Below are 20,101 nucleotides of genomic sequence, written 5' to 3' on the forward strand. Positions count from 1 at the left end.
CGCCAATGGTGATTACCTTTACACGCCGGCTGCGAACTATTTCGGCGCCGACAGCTTCACCTATACGGTGAGCGACGGGCAGGCGAGCAATACCTATGCGGTGACGATCACCGTGACGCCGGTCAACGATGCACCGGTCGGCTCCGATACGTCGATCACGACTGCCGAGGACACGCCCTATGACGGCCGGCTGCCGGCCGCGATCGATCCGGAAGGCTCGCCCGTCTCCTACGGTCTGGCGAGCGGACCCGCTGGAGGAACGGTGACCATCGGCATCGATGGCACCTATACCTATGTTCCACGCCAGGATTTTTACGGGCAGGACAGCTTCGCCTACACGGTCAGCGATGGGGTCTCTTCGCGAACCTATTCGGTCTTCATCACCGTCACACCGGTCAACGACGCGCCGCGCGGCAGTGACCTGTCGTTGGTGGGGACGGAAGACCAACCTGTCTTCGGCCAGTTCCCGCTGGCGGTCGACCCGGAAAATGCGACCGTCACCTACGCTCTCGGCACGCAGGGGCCGGCGAACGGCACTGTCAGCATCGTGTCGGGGCGCGACTTCATCTACACGCCGGCCGCCAATTTCTATGGTCGGGACACGTTTACCTACACGGTAAGCGACGGTACGGCGACGGCGACCTATACGATTACAGTCGATATGGCGCCGGTCAATGATGCGCCGGCCGGAGCCGATGGCGCGATCGTGGTGATCGAGGACACGCCCTATAACGGGATACTACCCATCGCCGCCGACGTGGATGGTAACGCTCTTACCTATGCACTCGTCACGCCGGCATCCAGCGGCACGGTCACGGTATTGGCCAACGGACGCTACAGCTATGTCCCGGCCGCCGATTCCACCTCTGCGGCCTTCTTTACCTACAGCGTCACCGATGGCATCGACACACGCATCTACCGGATCGACATTACCGTCACGCCGGTCAACGATGCGCCGCGTGGCGCCAATCTGGCCGTAACCGTGAGCGAGGACGGCCTGTCCAGCGGCCGTCTGCCTGTTGCCACCGACCCAGAAGGCGCAAGCGTCACCTATGCGCTCGCCGGCGTCGCCGCCCACGGCACGGCCACCGTCGATGCGCAGGGGAACTACACCTATCGGCCGAACGCCGATTACAATGGCGAGGATCAGTTTACCTATACGGTCAGCGATGGGACCCTTTCGACAACCTATACCGTCACTGTCACGGTCCTGCCGGTCAACGACGCCCCGCGTGCCGCTGATCTGACGATCGTGGCGACGGAAGACCAGACCTATGCCGGTCGGCTGCCGCTGGCCGTCGATCCGGAAAGCCAGCCTTTCAGCTATGGTCTCGGTTCTGGCCCCGCGCATGGCGTCGCCACCGTCGCGGCAGACGGGACCTTCACCTACACGCCGAATGCGGATTACGATGGCCCCGACAGTTTCACCTATACGGTGACGGATGGCGACGCTCTAGCGACATATACCGTGACCATTACCGTACAGGGCGAGAACGACCCGCCGCGTGGCAGCGATGCGACCATCGCCGTCATAGAGGATCAAGCCTATAGCGGCCGTCTTCCGGTCGCCGTCGATCCGGAAGGCCAGCTGGTGCAATATGCCGCCGGCACCCTGCCACCGCGGCACGGCACCGTCCTCATTCAGCCGAACGGCGAATTCGTCTACACGCCGTTCGCCGATTATGCCGGTCCGGACAGCTTTACCTATACGGTCAGCGACGGCGCCAACACCGTGTCCTACACGGTTACGGTCAATGTTGAGGCGGTCAACAATGCGCCACGCTCCAACAGCATAGCGATCAGCGCATCCGAGGATCAGGTCTATAGCGGCACGCTGCCGCCGGCCATCGATATCGAAAACCAGGCAGTAACCTATGGCCTGGGCTCGCAGCCTGCCCATGGCATCGCCATCATCGACCCCAATGGCAACTTCACCTATCTGGCCGCTCCCGATTACAACGGCCCGGACCGGTTCGATTTCACCGTCAGCGACGGCGCGGCCACCAGCATCTACACGGTCTTCGTCGATGTCGTCGCCGTCAACGATGCCCCGCGCGGACGCGACGACGCCATCACGGTCACGGAAGACCAGCCCTATTCGGGACAATTGCCGGTGGCGAGCGATCCGGAAGGTGGAGCGGTCACTTACACGATCGGTGTGGATCCGCTGCACGGGATCGTGACCCTTGAAGCCGAGGGGGCTTACGTCTACACGCCGTTTGCCGATTATGTCGGTCCGGACAGTTTCACCTATACCGTCAGCGACGGCTTTGCCACAGCGAGTTATACCGTCACCGTCACGGTCACCGGCGTCAACGACGCGCCGCGCGCCAATGACGCAGAAATCACGGTTGTCGAGGACGAAATCTATCGCGGTCGCCTGCCAGTGGCGGTCGATCCCGAGGGGCAGCCCTACACCTATGGTGCCGGCTTGCTCCGGCCTGCGCATGGCAGCGTCACCATTGCCGCCAGTGGCGAGTTCGTTTACACGCCCGCCGAAAACTATAATGGCACCGACAGCTTCGAATACACGGTCAGCGACGGCACGGCGAGCCAGACTTACAGGGTCGAGGTCACGGTCGGCCCGCTCAACGATGCGCCCGTGGGCGGAGCGATGACCATCGCCCCCGTCGAGGATGAGGCCTATAGCGCCGCGTTCCCGGAAGCATTCGATGCCGATGGCGATGCGCTTGTCTATGATATCGGCGCCCAACCAGTGAACGGCACCGTCACGGTCGGACCGGGTCGCAACTTCACCTACACGCCCTATCCCGATTATGCCGGTCCCGACCGGTTCACCTATACCGTCAGCGATGGCCAGGCGACGGCGACCTATAGCGTCATCGTCGATGTCCAGGAGGTCAACGATGCTCCGCGCGGCAGCGATGCAGCCATCGTCGCCGTGGAGGACAATCCCTATTTCGGCACTCTGCCGCCCGCGATCGACCCCGAAGGCCAGCCGGTCGTCTATGCCGTCGGTCCGCAGCAGCCGCTGCACGGGACTGTCACGATTTCCGCCAACGGCGATTTCGTCTACACGCCCTTTGCAGATTATGCCGGTCCCGACAATTTCTCCTACACGGTCAGTGACGGCACGGCGAGCGAGACCTATGTCATTTCGGTGAGCGTGACGGCCGTTGACGACGCACCGCGCGGCGCCGATCTTGCCATCGTTGTGGAGGAGGACGGGGCGGCCAGCGGCCGGTTGCCGGTGGCTTTCGACCCCGACAGCGCTGACCTCCTCTATGGTCTTGCCGTTGCGCCGCTGCACGGCACGGCCACGGTCGATGCGGATGGCAATTACACCTACATTCCGTCGCCCGACTATCAGGGCCCGGACAGCTTCACCTACACGGTCACGGACGGAACGTCGATTTCGACCTATACCGTCATCATCGACGTGACGGCGCAAAACGATCCGCCGCTCGCCTATGACGGCGTGATCGACGTCACTGAGGACGTTGTCTATGAGGGGCGCCTGCCGCAGGCGAGCGATCCGGAAGGCCAGCCGCTTGTCTATGGGCTGGCGCAACAGGCGACCAACGGCACCGTCGCCGTTCTGGCCGATGGCAGCTACCGCTATGTGCCTGCCGCGAATTACTTCGGCAGCGACAGCTTTGCCTATAGCGTGACCGACGGCGTCAATACCGTCGTGCGTACGATTGCTGTTACCATTCGGCCGGTGGACGACGGGCCGGTCGGCGCGGACTACGCATTCACGGTCGGGGAAGATACGACGGCGACCGGCATACTGCCCGCAGCCGTCGATCCGGAAGGGTTGCCAGTCGTTTACGCGCTCGGCTTTGCCCCCGCGCATGGGACGGTGGCGATCGGCCGGGATGGTACCTATACCTATGTGCCCGATCCGGACTATAGCGGCCCGGACAGCTTCACCTATACCGTCAGCGACGGTGGGTTGATATCGACCTATACCGTTACCGTCGCGATCACCGCCTCGCCGGATCCGCCGGTGGGCGCGAACGGCACTATCAACGTCGTCGAGGATGTGCCCTTCGACGGCACGCTTCCGGCGGCAACGGATGCCGATGGCGATGCGCTTGCCTATGCTCTGGTCGGTCAGGCCGACCATGGTACGGTGACGATCCTGCCGGACGGCACCTATCGATACGTTCCGTCGACGAATTATTTTGGTCTCGACCGCTTTGTCTACAGCGTCACCGACGGCCAGTTCGTGCGCCAATATTCAATCGAGATCACCGTCGTCCCCGTCGACGATGCACCGCAGGGCAGCGATGCGACGGTTGCCACGCAGGAAGACGTGCCGACCAGCGGCCAGCTTCCGCCGGCAACCGACGTCGACAGCCCGAACGTGACTTACGGTCTGGCAGCGGGTCCGGCCTTTGGCCGCGTTCTCGTCAATGCCGATGGTAGTTTCACTTACACACCGCCACGCAATTTCAATGGCACCGACAGCTTTACCTACACGATCAGCGACGGAACCTCGACCGCGACCTATACGGCAACCGTCTATGTCGCGGCGGCCAACGATGCGCCGGAAGCTGCCGACCTTTCGATCTCTGTCAGCGCCAATGTTACGACGCAGGGCTCGCTGCCCGCTGCGGTCGATGTCGAAGGAGCCACCGTCACCTATGCCCTTGCGGGCGGGCCGATCCACGGAACGGCCACGATTTCGGCGCAGGGGGTCTATGTCTATACGCCCACTCCCGGCTATGGAGGTCCCGACAGCTTTACCTATACGGTCAGTGATGGCACGGTCAGCACGACCTATACTGTAAGCATTTCGGTCGGCGCGCCTGATTTGCCGCCGGTCGGCAGCGATCTGTCGGTTGTCACGGTCGAGGACACCGCGGTTTCCGGTCCGCTGCCCGTCGCCATCGATCCCGAAGGGCGGCCGGTGCGGTACTTTGCCGAGGCCGGACCCGCGCATGGCCGCGTGACCATCGACCCCAACGGTTTCTACTTCTATACGCCCGACCGCAATTACAACGGTACGGATGTCTTCACATACGCCGTCAGCGATGGCATCACGACCTCGACCTACCGGGTCGTGATCGATGTTACGCCGGTCAACGATGCGCCACTGGGTTCCGGTGCGACGATTGCCGTGCCGCAGGATGGCATCGCAAGCGGCCTCCTGCCGCCCGCGATCGATCCGGAAGGCGCACCGCTGACCTATGGCGTCGGGCAGCCGCCGGCGAATGGGACCCTGGTGGTCAATGCCGACGGGACCTATCGTTACCAGCCGCTGCCGGGCTATTTTGGCCCCGACAGTTTCGTCTATACGGTTGGCGACGGTGATGCTGTGTCGTCCTTCACGGTTGTCGTCAACGTTCTATCGCCGGGCGAACCGCAGCCTCCCGAACCGCCACCCGGCATCAACGAATATCTGCCGCCGGCACCCAATCTTGGCGGCGGCATTTCAGGCGTTACGTGGCGGCCGGACGAGGGCGAGAGCAGCACAAGCGCGCGCAGCCCCGCCAACGGGGCCGTGATGGAAAGCCTGAACGGCATAGCCGGCGATATCGGCGAAGACGGCCCGATCGGCAGTGTCGCCGATGCCGTTCGCTCGCTCAATGGCATCGGTTCCCTGCCCGACGAAGGTGCTGTTCTATATGCCGCACAGGAGATCGGTGAGTGGACCCAGTCGGGTCGCCGTATCGATGAATTCACGGTGGGCTTCTACAAGGGTGGGTCGAACACACGGCTGTTCGAGGGCCGCGATTCACTCACGTGGTTCAGCGTCGATACGATGATCTATGCCGGCCAGCTCTACATCATGCCGTCGCCTGGCTATGGCGGAAACGCCTCCTTCACGGTCACACTGGCAGATGGTTCACCGCTGCCGGACTGGTTGCGCACCACCCGGCAGGGCGTCGTCATCGGCCATCCGCCGGCCGGCCTGACCTTTATCGATCTCAGGTTCAGCGGCCTTTCGCCTGAGGGAGAGCCGGTAGCCGACGACGTGCGCATCGACCTGACGACCGGGGCGATCGTGACGCATGAAAGCGACCGGGAGGCCATGCTGGCCCCCAGCCTGTTTTCCGATGAATTACATTATCAGTTGACGATGGGCGAAGATGCCGCATCCGATCTCGCCCGAGCTCTGGCAGCTTGGCGGGAGTGAGTAGCGCCTTTCCGAGCTGCTATGGCAATGCCTGGTAGGCTGCGACGCTTGCGCTTTTAGCGCCGTAGCGGGATCCACGTCGGCTGACGCGAAACCGGCTTCAGCTCTCCTGCGAGAGGGTTGGCGCGCAGAATGGGCAAAAGCGGCGCAGCGGCATTCGGCACGGTTTTCGCGGCGCGCAAGATATGCGTTTAACATCCACGGTCAGGCCGCTGCTCTTTGCTCCCAAGAGACCCGCGTTGCGTCGGCGATCAATGACGCGACCTGCCGCCGTAGCGCAGCGATATCCGCAAGGATCGCCCGGTCCCTTCTGTCCGGATCGCCAGCGGCCGTCGGACCGCGCTCCTCCCGCATCAATTCGGCGATGCGCCCGACCAGCGGAAGCGACGCCAATTCCTCAAGACTTACGGACAGTTTCGGGCGCCAGTTCGGATAGGTCTCCTGCGTGCCGGGCACGTTGGTCGGCCGCTTTTCGTCGGTAAGATCCGCCAGCCGCACGGCTGCGACCATGCTGGCTGTGCGCGCAAGGAACTGGTGTGCGAGGACCGTCAGCTCGCCAAGGTCGGCGTCTCGGGCCGTCGCCGGCGGCAGAGTGCCGTCCTCGCTCAGCAGATTGGCGAGGTCCCGGCGTTCCAGATCCCGGTCCGCCTCATGCTTCTTCGTCAGTTCCGGCGATACGATGCCATGGTCGGCGCGCATGGCGATGTCGGCCCCGCGCCACCAGCCCGCCAGCGTCTGGTGGTCGTGCGTCGAGATGCAGGCGAGCGCCAGCGCCGGATACGCGCCGGCCGGACGGAAGCCGGCCTCGTCATGTTCATAGGAGAGAATACGATAGGACAGGATCCGCGCCGCCTCTAGGTCTGCCTGAAGCCCTTCGGGCAATAGACCGAGATCCTCACCGATCACCAGGCAGCGATAGCGGTGCGAGCTTTCGGCCAGGATTTTCAACAGCGCGGCCTGAGGATAATCCACGTAGCCGCCATCGGCCGGTCCGCCATCGAGGGGAACCAGGAACAGGCGGCGAAGCGCGGCCACATGGTCGATGCGGATCGCGCCTGCATAACGCATGGCCGCCTCGACCATACGTCGAAACGGCGGATCGTCCCCTGCGGCGATGGCCCGCGGCTTGAACCCGGCCAAATGCCAATCCTGGCCATCCGGCGCGAACGGATCCGGCGGGCTGCCGATCGTCGCATCGTCGAGATAGATGTCCTGCCCCGACCAGGTGGCCGAGCCATCGATCGCCTCGCCGACGGCAAGATCGAGATAGAGACCGATACGCAGACCATTGGCATCTGCGTGCTGACGGATATCGCTCAGCTGCCGATGCGCAATCCACTGCAGCCATTGATGGAACTCGATCTCGGACGCATGCGTTTGCGCAAATTCGGTGACCGAGGACGACTGCGGCGTGCGAAATTCCTCTGGCCAATCCTGCCAACCGGCGCCGAAGCCTCGCGCGACCATATCTGCCGAAAGCGTTTCAAACAGCGCATGTCGATAAAGCGGGATACCGGCCTCGGCGACGAAGGCGGCGAGGTCTTGCCGTGGTCGCCCGTCGGTCGTGTTGCCTTCCGACCAGCGATGCCACGCCTTCCGCAGAGCCTTCAACTTCAGCGTGGCTACCGCGCGATAATCGACAAGGTCGGTCTCGCGAAGGCTGGCAGCCACCGCGCTCTCCTCCGGCGCGGTCTCGAAGGCTTCAAGGCGATCGACCGCGATATAGAGCGGATTGAGAAAAAGCCGGTTGGACGGTTGATAGGGACTGCACCGATCCGGGTCGGCCAAAAAGGGCGCATGCAGCGGATTGAGGCCGATGAAATCGCCCTTCAGCGTGGCGACCAGATCGATGACCGAGCGGAGATCTTCGAAATCGCCGATGCCCCAGTTGCGCCCGGAGCGCAATTCGTAAAGCTGCAGACTAAGGCCCCAAACCCGTTCGCGGCTGAGCATTTCCGGCACGAAACAAGGTTCGCTCGTGGTCGTCCGATCGCTCGGTCGGGCATCGTTCTGAGCGGTGGTTGCATCGAGGTCGATACCGATCGCGGCCAGCAGTTTCCGTTTGCTTTGGTCTGAAAGCGCCACTTCCCTGCCGTCCGGGCTTGGCCGGTGCAGGGCAATGCCGTGCCGGCGCGCAATCCTGTCCAATTCATCAGCATGCGGCAGACCGGGGCGGGCTGGCGATGCGGCAGGCGAGGGGATCATGGTGTTGGCCTCCAGCGAATGACACCCATAACCCGTCACGCGCTTGTTGGTTTCCTGTCCCGAAAAATTCGCGAATTGGTCGTTAGCGAGGGCAGGATCGCTGGGTTCAGGCGGTATTGCCGCCTTTTAGAGGAGCGCTTGAATGCACTCTGCATCGTCATGCAAGAAATCAGATATACAGTCGTATTTACATTTGGAGGCCCGCGTATATAATGCGGCGGACATCCAGACACTGCCTTTCTTCAGCGTTTTATTCTGAATGACTGAGTTCTTGTTGCGCAAGATTGACGAGCTTGCTGCAACCCGAACGTCGTTGTCTTACGACAGGGGAAAATCATGGCATCGTGGCTTGGCACTTGGACCTATCGCAGCTTCGTCAACAATCCGGCACCGGTCAATTCCGCCGAAGAAGCACTGGCGCTCATTTTCGGTGAAGGCCTGCTGACAATTGTCACCGCTGATACGGCATCCGGCTTCAATGCGACGCTTTCGTTCGGCGGCAATGCGGTGATGGATCTCGCCGGCGACATGGCGACGGATGAAGGCGGCGTTACATCGGCGCACGCGGCCGGTGCCGGCCGCGCCGGTTCGCCGATCTCGGACTATCGCTACGATTATCTGTTTTTCGAAGTGCCCGCATGGGCGGCCGGCATCGGTCAGCGTCAGGCCCTGGTAGGGTCGGTGGTGCGTGCCGCCGACCATGGCGCGGCGCGCAAGGGAGCGACGGCATCCACGATCACCGTGCGGCAGGACAGTTGACGGCACCATGCCGGGGCAAACCATAGCAAGGCAAGCGAGCAGGGGGAGTGCAAATGCCTTTCGTCCGCAGGGAAGTCCGCACACTGGGCGGCAGATGGAACGACACGCTTTCGTGGTATGCGAAAGGCGTGGGAGCGCTCAAGCAGAAACCGCTGACAGCGCCGGACAGTTGGTGGTTTCTGGGCGCGATGCACGGATTTCATCCGGTGGTCTGGACACAGTTCGGCATCATTACCGACAGCACGCCCCTGCCGGCAGATGCCGTCCAGGTGAAATTCTGGGAACAGTGCCAGCATCAGACCTGGTATTTCCTGCCCTGGCATCGCGGTTATCTTTATGCCGTCGAGGAGATCCTTCGCACGGCCATCGTCGATCTTGGCGGGCCTGACGACTGGGCCCTGCCATACTGGAACTATTCGGGCGATGGGCCCGATGCCCGGGTCTTGCCCGAGGAATTCGCCGAACCCAACCTGCCGGATGGGTCCAACAACCCGCTTTTCGTGGAACAGCGCTACGGCGATGGCAGCCTGCCGATCACGATCGACCCGGCGGCAGTGGCGCTCACGGCCCTTAACGACACGATCTTCACCGGGGGCACGAGCGATATTCCCCCGGGCTTCGGTGGACCGGTCACGACCTTCCACCACGGGCCGGAAAACCGAACGACCAATGGCGGCCTTGAATCTCTGCCGCATAACATCGTTCACAGCCTTGTCGGCGGCGCAAAGCCGGGGACGGATCCCAACCAGTGGTGGAATGCGGGCCTGATGTCGATCCCCATCACCGCCGGGCTGGATCCGATCTTCTGGTTGCATCACGCCAATATCGACCGGCTTTGGACGTTGTGGAGCTCGATGTCGGGTCATGCCAATCCGGTGGATCCGACCAAACCCGGCAATCGCGACTGGCTGGATGGGCCGGCTGATCGCCGGTTCGTGATGCCGCTCAGCGGTGGACGCGAATGGTCGTTTTCGGCCAAGGATGTTCTCGACACGCGGGCGCAACCACTCGATTATGAATATGACGACCAGACGCCGCCGGTCGTGTCCTCCCGCATGGCTGAGCGATTGACGACGCTGAGCCGGCAGACGGTGTCTCTCACAGGTGGTTCGGTGGAGGAGGCAGCCGTGTCTGATACGAAGCAGCCTGAAATGATCGGCGCAAGCGAGCCCGATGTCGCTATTGCGGGCCAGACGCAGGTCCGGGTGAGCCTCGATGCCGGCGGCATCGCGCCGCTTCGAAAGAGCCTCGCCCGTGCAGCGACGGCCGCAGCCGATACCGCGACGACGCAGGAGCCGCCGCGCGTCTTTCTCAAACTGGAAGGGATCCGCGGAACTGCGGATGCCGCGGTCTACCACGTCTATGTGAACCTGCCGGCCGACAAGGATCCCAAGGACCATCCCGAACGCCGTGCCGGGATTGTCTCGCTGTTCGGCGTATCGGCCTCTTCATCGCCGGACGGTCCCAGTGCTGGCAGCGGGATCAATCAGGTCTTCGAGATCACGCCCATCGTCGATGCCCTTCACCTGTCGGGAGACGAGCTACAAACGCTCGACGTTCGTTTCGTGCCGTCCAATGCCGCGACGGAGGCCGCCAGAATCGAAGTCGGCCGCTTGAGCGTCTTCAAAATGGGCGAATAGGATGCGCGTCCTGATCGTCTTGCGGCTGTTTCGACAATCGCCCGGACCGTGGCTGCTTCTGGCGAGCCTTGCGGGATGGCTGGTTCTTAGCGTGCACGCGCTTGGTCCTGCCGGGCTGCACGGCAATCCGTCGACGGTCGGCGGCATCGCAGGCCCTGCGGTGCAAGAGGCGACACGGCCCGATGCCGCAGTGCCGGGCGGCCTCTCGCCCGACGTTCACCGACCTGGCGTATGGCAGCCCGATGGCCAGCGCCCTGAACGCCAGCCTCCTGGCCTTCAACTGCCCGGCCTCGAGCTTCCGGGCATCCAACGGGTCGGCGTCCACGATGGCGGAGCGGCGATGCCTCATACCGATAGGGCGGCTGCCGGCGGGCGCGGGATCGCGCTGCAGGATGGGAATACCGCCGCCCCCGGCATTGCGTGGTCAGCGAACCTGGACAAGGTGATTGGGGATATTGCGCCCGTCCTGCCGGGCGCAGGGGAAAACGGCTCCGCAGTTGATCATTTCCGTGCCGCCGCGCATGCGCGTCCTGGTCCTCAGCATAACGGTCACGAGCATCATGGCGTCGATACCCAGGAGCTGCGGAGCGCCGCCCGCGGGGTAGAGGATCCGTCGGCTGTCGGTCGGTGGTGGAACGACCTGTGGTCAGGCGGCCGCCGTTCGATCGAGCCGGCGGCAGGCGATCGTATCGTCGGCGATTCTGGGCCCAATGCTGTAGGCTCCAACGGCCTCCCGTCCAAGCGTCACGTTTCCAGCGCCCCTGAACCCGGCAATGCTGCAGCAAGTAAATCGGGGGTGGCCAGTCCCAGGGCCAGCAATTCTGAGGCGAGCGCTGTCGCTCCAGGCGATCCGGGAGCGGTCGATCGTGGATCGAGCACGAATGGACCCAACAATTCCGAGCTGGGGCAGGGTGCGCACAGCACGCCTCATCTCGGCACGCTAAGCCAATACGATGGTGCGCCGCGCGAACGGCCAAGCACAAGAGCGGTTGCCGACCAGCTGGAAGGGACGGCGCATGCGGTTCATCTTATCCACGGCGATGGGGAGGCGGTTCACGCGCATATCGGACCATGGCCGGCATTGGGTCTGTGGATCGCCATGCTGGCGGCCATGGCGCCGCTCGTCCTGCTGAGCGAGATCGGCTTTTTGTGGAGATACAACCTGCCGCGCCGACGCTGGCCGGCAATCGCGATTTTTTTTCTGTTTTATGGAATGCCCTGGCTGGCCCTCGGCCTGGCATGGGTGACGGTTTCTGCCGCAAACCTGTCGTTCGCCACTCCGCCGGGTTCGGTTATCATTCTGCCGTCATTGCTTCTGGTGGCGCTCTGGCATGCTGCTCCTTGGCGGCAGCGTTGCCTCAATCGCTGCCACCGAATGCCGGCGCTGCGGGTCGTGGGACGCGGCATGTGGCGCGACGTGGCCCTGTTCGGATGGCGCGCCGGCATGCTTTGCTGTGCCGTCTGCGGGCCTGCCATGCTTTTTGCCATGTCTCTACCCATGTTCCATTTCGCGACCATGTTGCTCGCCACCGCTCTCGCTGCCTTCGAACGTTACCTGCCCACCCGCAAGCCCGCCTGGCAATTTCCGGCATTCCTTGCCCGGTCCGAACCTCGATGGCGTTCGCTGGCGATTACCGCTCCCTATGGCGCGTAGGTCTCCGACGTCCCGATCCGGTTTGGGCAACCACCTGGCACCGTTCCGATACGACATGGCCCGTGGCCTGCTCGGAAGGTCACGCTAGGCATATCCCGACCATCCGCGCTGAGCGGTCGGGTCGGTACACGGTATTCTTACCAGAGGCAGCCAATCCGTCATGCCGCGCGCCGTCCGGCAATACAGAAAGTGCTTATCAAGCTACAACTAAATATTGTGAATTAAAATTACAAGGCACGAAATGCGTGCAAAATGGCAGTGGCCTGCCGCATCGCTCGCCTAGGGTCCCCCCGCATCCATTCTGGGGAGAGTTGAATGACAGAGTCAGCTTTACTGCTCAAGCAGGATATCGCCGCAAGATTTCGTCTGGGGTCCTGGCAGCAAATCGTTTTCTCCGAATTTGCCACGAGCCTGGAAAGCGCGAGCCGCCCCTTTCCGTGCATCTTCGGCGTTCAGGGTTATCGCGCCGATCAGCTACGTTACGTTTTTCAAGAGACACTCGATATCGACGAACTGGCTTCCGCGCTGGCTGAATTCGTAAGGCGCTCGCGTCAGTTCGGTCCGAACACGTCGCTTGTGGTCTTCACCAAGCCGGAGACAATGGAAACGATCGAGGTCTATCAGGAACGCTTCTGGGCAGTCTTGAAAAATCTTGCCGAGCGCGACGAACATTCCTGGCCGGACCATATCCCCACCGCGACGACTTCGCCGCAATGGGAATTCTGCTTTGCCGGCGAGCCGATCTTCGTGGTGTGCAACACGCCGGCGCATCTTCTGCGTCAAAGCCGCCGCGCCAGTTCCTTCATGCTGACCTTCCAGCCGAGATGGGTATTCGAGAAGATCCTCGGCACCGAGAAGGCTGCCAAGAACGCGTTCGCGTCGGTGCGCGAACGGCTGGTGAACTATGATTTCCTCCCGGTTTCTCCGGCGCTGGGCAAATACGGCGATCCCGGCATTTTCGAGCATCAGCAGTATTTTCTCGATGAGGCAAACGGCGTTTCCGCCTGCCCCTATCACACGCTGAAAGGCGAGCAGACGGAACCGGCAAGAGAGATGGAGATTGCACGATGACCAAGGTGATCCGAAATATAACCGCCGATTTTTCCGCGCTCTCGGATATAATCGCCATCCTGCCGCAGCAGGGCTGCATCGAGGTCCAGCGCGACGGTCCGGGCAAGGTCCACGACTGGCATCGTCATGCGAACGAGGAAACGCTGATCGTCATCGAAGGCGAGATGACCTTTTCGCTCGAAGGGTCGGACGATCTTTGCCGCCCGGGAGACGCACTCAAGCTGACCGCCAATGACCTGCACAAGTCCACCGCCGGTCCGCAGGGCGCCGTCTACCTGATCGCGTTCCGAGGCCTGGACCTCGAAGCGGCAGAAGCCTGACCTTTCCCACACGGCTTCTCCTGGCGGCGGAGCGGAGCTCTCTGCGTCATTGACCTCGTGCCGCGATCCCCCTCCGCCCGCTTGCGCTGCCCGCGTTGGGGGTCACGGCTCCTGCGTCGACGCAAACCGATCCCTGAATTCGGAGGGCGTCACATTGAACTGGCGCAGGAAGGCGCGGCGCATACGCTCTTCGTCCATGAACCCGCATCGGTCGGCGATCCGCTTGATGCTGAGTTTGGGATAATCGAGCAGCATGCGCTGTGCCGTGTCTATCCGCAGGTCCTCGATCGCCTTTCTCGGCGTCGTACCCGTTCTTTCCACGTAATAGCGCGCGAAACTGCGCGGCGACATGCCAAGCCGTTCGGCAAGCCTGTCGATCGGCAGCGGCTTGTGCAGGTTGTCGGTGATCCAGGCATGCAGGTCGGAAAGCCGGCCATCGGGAATGGCCGCCTGGATCTCGAGGATCTTGCTATATTGCGATTGCCCGCCGGTTCTCTTCAGAAAGACGACCAGGCCTCTGGCCACATCCACCGCCAGCGAATGGCCGAAATCCCGCTCGACAATGGCAAGCGCAAGGTCGATCCCGGCCGTCACGCCCGCAGAGGTCCAGATCCGACCGTCGTTGATGAAGACCGAATCGGCCTTCACATGCGTATCGGGAAAATCCGCCTGCAGGCGCTTGCAGTATTTCCAGTGCGTCACAGCATGTCGGCCGGAAAGCAGGCCGGCATGCCCCAAAAGAAACGCCCCGATGCAGACCGAGGCGATCTCCATCGTTGCCGGCTGCGACCGCAGGTAGGTGCTGATGGAGGCCTGCGTTTCCGCGTCCCATATCCCTGGCCCGCCGGGCACCACGACCATGCCATCGGACGGCAGCCGGATGTCGGCCCAGGCGCAGGCTTCCATGGGAACGCCGACATCGCTGCGCACCCGACCCCCGGTACGCGTGGCCAGCCGGATATCATAGGGGGTAGGGTTTCCGCCTTTCCGGCGCAGACTATTGGCGGCCTCGAAAACCTGCATCGGACCGGCAATGTCGAGCAGCGTCACGTCGTCATAGGCGAGAAACACCAGCACTTTTGCAGGGTCTGATTTCGTGTCCAAATTGGCAGGAATTGCGGGCATCGCTGCTTTCACCTCTCCGCTAGGCTGTGTTTGCAAGGACTATCGCCCGCTTTCGGGCAGAGACAGAAAGAGTTGTTCGATGACCATCCATACAGCATCGCCAAGTTTCCCGGACGTTGCCGCCAGAGATATACGCATCACCATCGGCGTCGTCGATCCGACGTCGGGTGGCTATTTCATCGCCCGCCGTGTGCTGGAGCGCGGTTTTAGCTGCGTGGCGATCTGCTCTGCCGGCCCGGTGAAAAGTGATCTGGATTTCACCTCCGTCCTTGAGGCCACCAGCGAGGATTTCGATCTCGACATGGCGCGTTACGCCTATGATGCGATCATTCCGGGCGCCGAAAGTGGCGTGCGTCTGTCGGAGGATCTTGCTGATCGGATGGGGCTGCCGGGCAATGATCCCGCTACCACGGACTGGCGCCGCAACAAGACGGCCATGGCCAAAGCGGCGCGCGATGCCGGTATCGCGCTTTGCCGCCAGGCGCGCTGCAGGACGCTGGACGATTGCGTCGCCTGGGCGGATTCGATCGGTTTTCCGGTCGTGGTCAAGCCGGAAGCAAGCTCCGGCAGCGATCTCGTGCGTGTCTGCCAGAGTCCTCGCGAATTGCTTCAGCATGCGGCGGCGATCCTCAGAGGCGTCGATAAATATGGCCAGAACACGGAAGGTGTCCTTCTGCAGGAATACATGGTCGGCGACGAATACACGGTTGATGGCGTCGCCCAGGATGGCAGATTGACGATTTTTTCGGTGGGTCGATACCGTAAGATTAACCGGGATGGCGCGATTATCTACGACAAGATCGATTTTCTGGCCCCCGACCACCCAGACGTCGACAGCCGCATCCTGACCTATTGCGATGAGGTGGCCGAAGCCGTCGGCGTGCGCGTTGGTCCCGTTCATGTGGAGATCATGATGACGGCGGGTGGCCCGCTGCTGGTGGAAATCGCCGCCCGCGCCCATGGTGGGATCGGGACGTCAGTCATCGATGCCAATTTTGCGCCTTCGTTCATCGATGCAATCATTGACGCCTATCTCGACGGTCCCGCGCAGGAGCAGCCGGCCACGGTGACGCAGAGACGCTCGGCCTCGATCGCCTTCCTGATTTCCGGCCGTGAAGGCCGGCTGGTTTCCGCGCCGGGGCTCGTGGCCATTCAGGCGCTGCCCTCATTCGTGCGCATGAAATGGTTCGTCGCGCCCGGCGAAAGAATTGCCAAGACGGTCGATCTCGCCACCTGCCCGGCGCTGATCGAGCTTGTGCATGCGCGCGCCGAAGTCATCGAGGCCGATATTGCGAAAATTCGCGAAATCGAGGCCTCCAATTCCATGCTGGAGATCATGTGATGATCGCAACACGACACATGACCCTGACGGCCTTCATCATCCTCCTGTCCTTGACCATGGTGGGAGAAGGGATGATCACGGTCACGCTTTTATGGACAAGCGCCAGCATCGGCCAGTCACCGATGTTCATCGGGCTGGTCCTGTTCATCATGAACATCGTCCCATTCCTGGCGCAATATCTGTTCGAGCCGTTGCGCCGGGCGATCGAGGACAATCCCGTTCACATGATCGTCGTTCCGCGCATTCTCGGCGTCGCCGTTGCCGCTTTCGCCGGAGCGACATTCGATTCCACCGGGCTTATCTCTCTCATCCTGGTGGCCTCCTGCCTGACCTTCATCACCTTCATCAGCCAGCAATGTATCGAAACGCTGATGGGACAACTGACCGTCGCCGGCGTTCTCGACGCCCAGACATCGGCCAGACTTTCGCAGACCGCGTTGCAGACCGGTGTCTTCGTCGGAAATGCGCTTGCCGGCCTGATTATTGCGGGGCTCGGCACCGGCTACGTCTTCTATGGCATCGCCGTCAGCTTCGCGAGCAGCATTCTTCTACTGTTCGTCGCACCGACGTGGACGAGACCGGCGGTAGCCCAGGCCAAACCGTCGCTTGCCGCTCTCGAGGTCAGCGCGCACAAGAGCTTCGATCCGAGCCTGTGGATCCTGCTGGGCGGCATGGGTTTCCTCGCCATCCAGCTGAGTGGTTTCAATTTCTTCGTGCCGCTGATCTATGAAGGACGGCCGGGCCATTCCGCTGCGGTTTACGGCATTATCAGCGCGGCGGCCGGCGTCGGGGCGCTGGTGGCGACATTCGTCCGCTCGACGGCGCGCAGCTATTTCGGCTATGTTGCCTGTGCGGCAGTCGTCTTAGGCGACATCATGGTGACGCAGCTGACGGCCTTCATTCCGACGCTGATTTTCGCCTTCGGCATCGGCTTCGGTTTCAATACGTCACGCATCCATATCCGGCAGGCCATTTTTGAGCGGCTTACCAGCAAAAGCGATTCCGCTCTGTGGGCGGCGCGGGTCACGCTGGCATTTCGCGGAATGACCGCAGGAGCACCCCTGGTTTTCGGCCTCATGCTTGTCGACCGGTCGGTCAGCGACAATACCTGGCTGTTTTCGATGGTGGGGGTGCTGGCGATGGGGATACTCGTTCCTGTCGCGCTGTTTCTGGCCCGACAGCGGCAGGCGGTGCCATCCTCCGCCTGAAGCCAAAAATCGGCCTTGCTGCCAACCGCCAAAGGGTCAGACTGTCTGCCAATCAAACCGGACCGGCCGCCGCTAGCGGCCCGCCCAAATTCCGGCACCGAGCGTCACCCGGGCCGACACCCTTGGCGCATTCGCCAAGCCCGCGTGCTTAAGACCGATTGGGGCGTGCCACCGACATCCGGTCAGCCGTCAGCGCGTCATGCCGAAGACGAACCCCAGGAATGCGGCGAGACCGACCGCCTGCCAGGGATTGGCGCGTATGCTCTGGCGCAGGCTACCGGTCGCGCGGTAACGCAGGCTGTCCATCTCATCCCTGACGGCTGCCACCTGTTGCTGCGGGGCCCTGTAGGGGTCGTTGCGATGCTCGAGAATGGTCTCCAACGCTTCATCGACACGCGGCGCATCAGAAGCACCGGATCCGCCCGCCAATGTCCGTTCGGCCAAAGGCTGGTCCGCCTTGGCGGTCGCCGTTCCTGTCGCCGAGATTGGATCGGAAGCCGGAAATGTGTTTTCCAACCCTTCGTCCAACTCGGCCTTTCTTTCGCGCTGCATGGCCTGTTCCTGTTCCAGTGCTTCCACTGCGGGGGATTTCTTTGCCATTTCTGCTCTCCTGAAGAGGTGGGTGCGCAGGGAAACACGCCCGCGCCATCGAGGTTCCCAAAGTGGGGCGCTTGCTTGCGGGAATGGCCCGTCACCGTTGCAGGTACCGAATGGTTTGCTGTCAGCGCTCTCGTAGCATCTACACGGCCGCCGCCCTCTGCTTGCGGGGTGTCGAGGATGCTGCCCTGTTCCGCGGAAACCGCGCAGCGATCCTGTAACTTTTGCTGCATTCGCGCGTTTGATCAGCCATTGCCGCAGGGCAACAGGTCGCTGTACAGCTCTTGAGAACGGGCCCGGATGTTTGAAGACTTTCAGCTTCGCGTCGTCGATACGCCGCAAGGTCCGATCCGCATTCGCATCGGTGGAGAGGGCAAGCCTCTCCTTCTCCTGCATGGTCACCCGCGCACGCATATGACATGGGGCCAGGTGGCAGACCGGCTGGTGCCGGAATTTCAGATCATCTGTGCCGATCTGCCGGGCTTTGGCGGCTCCTATCTCCCGGCCGATACGTCGGACAGCCGTTTGTCGTCAAAACGTGAAAAGGCGCGGGCGCTCTTGGCGATGATGCAGACGCTCGGGCACGAGGCCTTCTCGGTGGCAGGTCACGATCGGGGAAGCTATACGGCGTTTCGCATGGCAATGGACCATCCAACAACCGTCGAACGGCTGGTCGTCATCGACTGCATCCCCATTCTCGAACATCTGGAACGCGTCGATTGGCGTTTTGCGCGCGACTGGTACCACTGGTTTTTCTTTGCCCAGCCGGAAAAGCCCGAACGCGCCATCCTGGCGGATCCCTCGCTCTGGTACGGCAATGTCAGTCCTGACCGGATGGGGCAGGAGGCCTATGACGATCTTGTACGCGCCCTGAAAGACCCGGCGATCATTCATGGAATGGTGGAGGATTATCGCGCCAGCTTGCGGATCGATCACCATCATGACCATGCGGATCGGCTGGCTGGCCGCAAGCTTATCTGCCCGACCCTGTGTCTCTGGTCAGCGAAAGACGATCTTGAGCAAATACACGGTGATCCCGTGGCCATCTGGCGTGCCTGGGCCGAGAACGTTGCGGGTTTCAGCATAGACAGCGGACATCATGTGGCGGAGGAAAATCCCCAGGCGCTGGCAGTTGCAATTTCGGACTTCCTGCGTTCGAGCACAGGGTAAGCGACCGCGCCCGACGTTGAGGATATGCATCGGCACGACCGGTGGCGGGCGTGCTGGTGGCGAGGCCGGCAATCATGCCCTTAACGGCATCGACCGGCGACGCCTTGCCCAATGCCGCAGCTGGTATGGCGGCGACCGGAAACCAGTCAGTCGCCATCCATTTTGAACGACAATTCGAACCGGTCCGCGAGAAAACGTGTGCGCACGCTCTGGACCGGTTTGCCCTCCATATCGACATCGACGGCATTGCTGATCAGCACGATGGCGTCGCTGGCACATTGTAGGAGGTTGACATCATTGGGAGACACGCGTTCCGCCGTGATGCGGGTCTCGCGGCGGCGGTAATCGCTGACGCCTGATTTCTGCAGCGCCTGCGTGATTGATCCGGTTTCCGCGTAGGCCGAAATTATGCCTGGAAAACGCTCCACCGAAAACAGCGAGGTGGAGCGCGACATCGGCATGCCATCCACGACGGCCAGTCGTTCCAACCGATGCAGCGGCGCGCCGACCGAGACATTCAACTGCGCCGCCTGTCGCGCATCGGCAGCCACGCGTTCCGCGCCGATCAACTGGCCCGACGGTTCGATCGACTGTTTCATCATGTTTTCGCGAAAACGCACCCGCTCGCCGATCGGATAGATCACGCGCGGCGGCTGGGCGTTGACGAACGTGCCGCGCCCGCGCTCGGCGCGCAGCAATCCCTCGGTCGAGAGAGCCGCGATGGCGCGACGCACCGTGTGGCGATTGACGCCGTGACGTTCGGCAAGCTCGACCTCGGGCGGAAGCTGCTGAGTAATCACGCCGGAAGCGATATCGGCACGAATGGCGTCGGCGACACGGCGCCACCGGGAAATGCCGTCATCGAGGGCATGCATCAACGTACTCCGATTAAAATGCGTAATGT

The 20,101-nt window shown here is 62.3% G+C and carries 13 protein-coding genes (1 of these 13 cut by a window edge); 9 read left to right on the forward strand and 4 right to left on the reverse strand.

Annotated features, from left to right (window positions below):
- Positions 1–6,106, forward strand: the end of a protein-coding gene (locus ACQKKX_RS06390; protein ID WP_427569655.1) for an Ig-like domain-containing protein. Its footprint begins 22,127 nt before the window's first position; only the last 6,106 of its 28,233 coding nucleotides appear in the window; its start codon lies off the left edge, out of view; its stop codon occupies positions 6,104–6,106.
- Between the two features lie 204 nt (positions 6,107–6,310).
- Here ACQKKX_RS06390 and malQ read toward each other — a convergent pair whose 3' ends face one another.
- Positions 6,311–8,311, reverse strand: a complete 2,001-nt coding sequence (gene malQ / locus ACQKKX_RS06395) for a 4-alpha-glucanotransferase (protein WP_427569657.1) — start codon at positions 8,309–8,311, stop codon at positions 6,311–6,313.
- A gap of 336 nt (positions 8,312–8,647) precedes the next feature.
- On the opposite strand from malQ, the gene ACQKKX_RS06400 reads away from it, so the two are divergent.
- From ACQKKX_RS06400 to ACQKKX_RS06420, 5 genes are all read left to right on the forward strand, one after another.
- A complete protein-coding gene (locus ACQKKX_RS06400; RefSeq protein WP_427569658.1) occupies positions 8,648–9,070 on the forward strand; it encodes a hypothetical protein in 423 nt (140 codons plus the stop codon).
- 53 nt (positions 9,071–9,123) lie between these two features.
- Positions 9,124–10,710 carry a tyrosinase family protein gene (locus tag ACQKKX_RS06405; RefSeq protein ID WP_427569659.1) on the forward strand — a complete coding sequence of 529 codons (1,587 nt, stop codon included), beginning with the start codon at positions 9,124–9,126 and terminating at the stop codon, positions 10,708–10,710.
- Position 10,711: 1 nt separating this feature from the next.
- Positions 10,712–12,364 (forward strand): DUF2182 domain-containing protein, encoded by a 1,653-nt coding sequence (locus ACQKKX_RS06410; protein WP_427569660.1) that lies wholly within the window; start codon positions 10,712–10,714, stop codon positions 12,362–12,364.
- A gap of 315 nt (positions 12,365–12,679) precedes the next feature.
- A complete protein-coding gene (locus ACQKKX_RS06415; protein ID WP_427569661.1) occupies positions 12,680–13,435 on the forward strand; it encodes a YqcI/YcgG family protein in 756 nt (251 codons plus the stop codon).
- Positions 13,432–13,755, forward strand: coding sequence for a cupin domain-containing protein (locus ACQKKX_RS06420; RefSeq protein ID WP_427569662.1), 324 nt, complete (start codon positions 13,432–13,434; stop codon positions 13,753–13,755). The genes ACQKKX_RS06415 and ACQKKX_RS06420 overlap by 4 nt, the downstream gene beginning before the upstream one ends.
- 102 nt (positions 13,756–13,857) lie before the next feature.
- On the opposite strand, the gene ACQKKX_RS06425 is transcribed toward ACQKKX_RS06420, so the two are convergent.
- Positions 13,858–14,880 carry a GlxA family transcriptional regulator gene (locus ACQKKX_RS06425; RefSeq protein WP_427569663.1) on the reverse strand — a complete coding sequence of 341 codons (1,023 nt, stop codon included), beginning with the start codon at positions 14,878–14,880 and terminating at the stop codon, positions 13,858–13,860.
- 79 nt (positions 14,881–14,959) lie between these two features.
- Here ACQKKX_RS06425 and ACQKKX_RS06430 point away from each other — a divergent pair, with 79 nt between their 5' ends.
- Entirely contained in the window at positions 14,960–16,222 is a 1,263-nt protein-coding gene (locus ACQKKX_RS06430) for an ATP-grasp domain-containing protein (protein ID WP_427569664.1), read from the forward strand.
- Positions 16,222–17,430, forward strand: a complete 1,209-nt coding sequence (locus ACQKKX_RS06435; protein WP_427569665.1) for a hypothetical protein — start codon at positions 16,222–16,224, stop codon at positions 17,428–17,430. Before ACQKKX_RS06430 ends, ACQKKX_RS06435 begins: the two co-directional genes overlap by 1 nt.
- A gap of 189 nt (positions 17,431–17,619) precedes the next feature.
- Here the strand turns inward: ACQKKX_RS06435 and ACQKKX_RS06440 are convergent, their stop codons facing one another.
- The gene (locus tag ACQKKX_RS06440) at positions 17,620–18,030 is read right to left on the reverse strand and encodes a hypothetical protein (RefSeq protein ID WP_427569666.1); all 411 of its coding nucleotides are present in this window, start codon (positions 18,028–18,030) and stop codon (positions 17,620–17,622) included.
- 297 nt (positions 18,031–18,327) lie between these two features.
- Between ACQKKX_RS06440 and ACQKKX_RS06445 the strand changes: the two genes are divergently transcribed.
- Positions 18,328–19,197 carry an alpha/beta fold hydrolase gene (locus ACQKKX_RS06445; RefSeq protein ID WP_427569667.1) on the forward strand — a complete coding sequence of 290 codons (870 nt, stop codon included), beginning with the start codon at positions 18,328–18,330 and terminating at the stop codon, positions 19,195–19,197.
- Between the two features lie 146 nt (positions 19,198–19,343).
- On the opposite strand, the gene phnF is transcribed toward ACQKKX_RS06445, so the two are convergent.
- On the reverse strand, positions 19,344–20,072 hold the full coding sequence (phnF, locus tag ACQKKX_RS06450) for a phosphonate metabolism transcriptional regulator PhnF (protein WP_427569668.1): 729 nt from the start codon (positions 20,070–20,072) through the stop codon (positions 19,344–19,346).
- Positions 20,073–20,101: the final 29 nt, after the last annotated feature.

The sequence above is a fragment of the Neorhizobium sp. NPDC001467 genome, from assembly GCF_050275975.1.
Taxonomy (GTDB): Bacteria; Pseudomonadota; Alphaproteobacteria; order Rhizobiales; family Rhizobiaceae; genus Neorhizobium.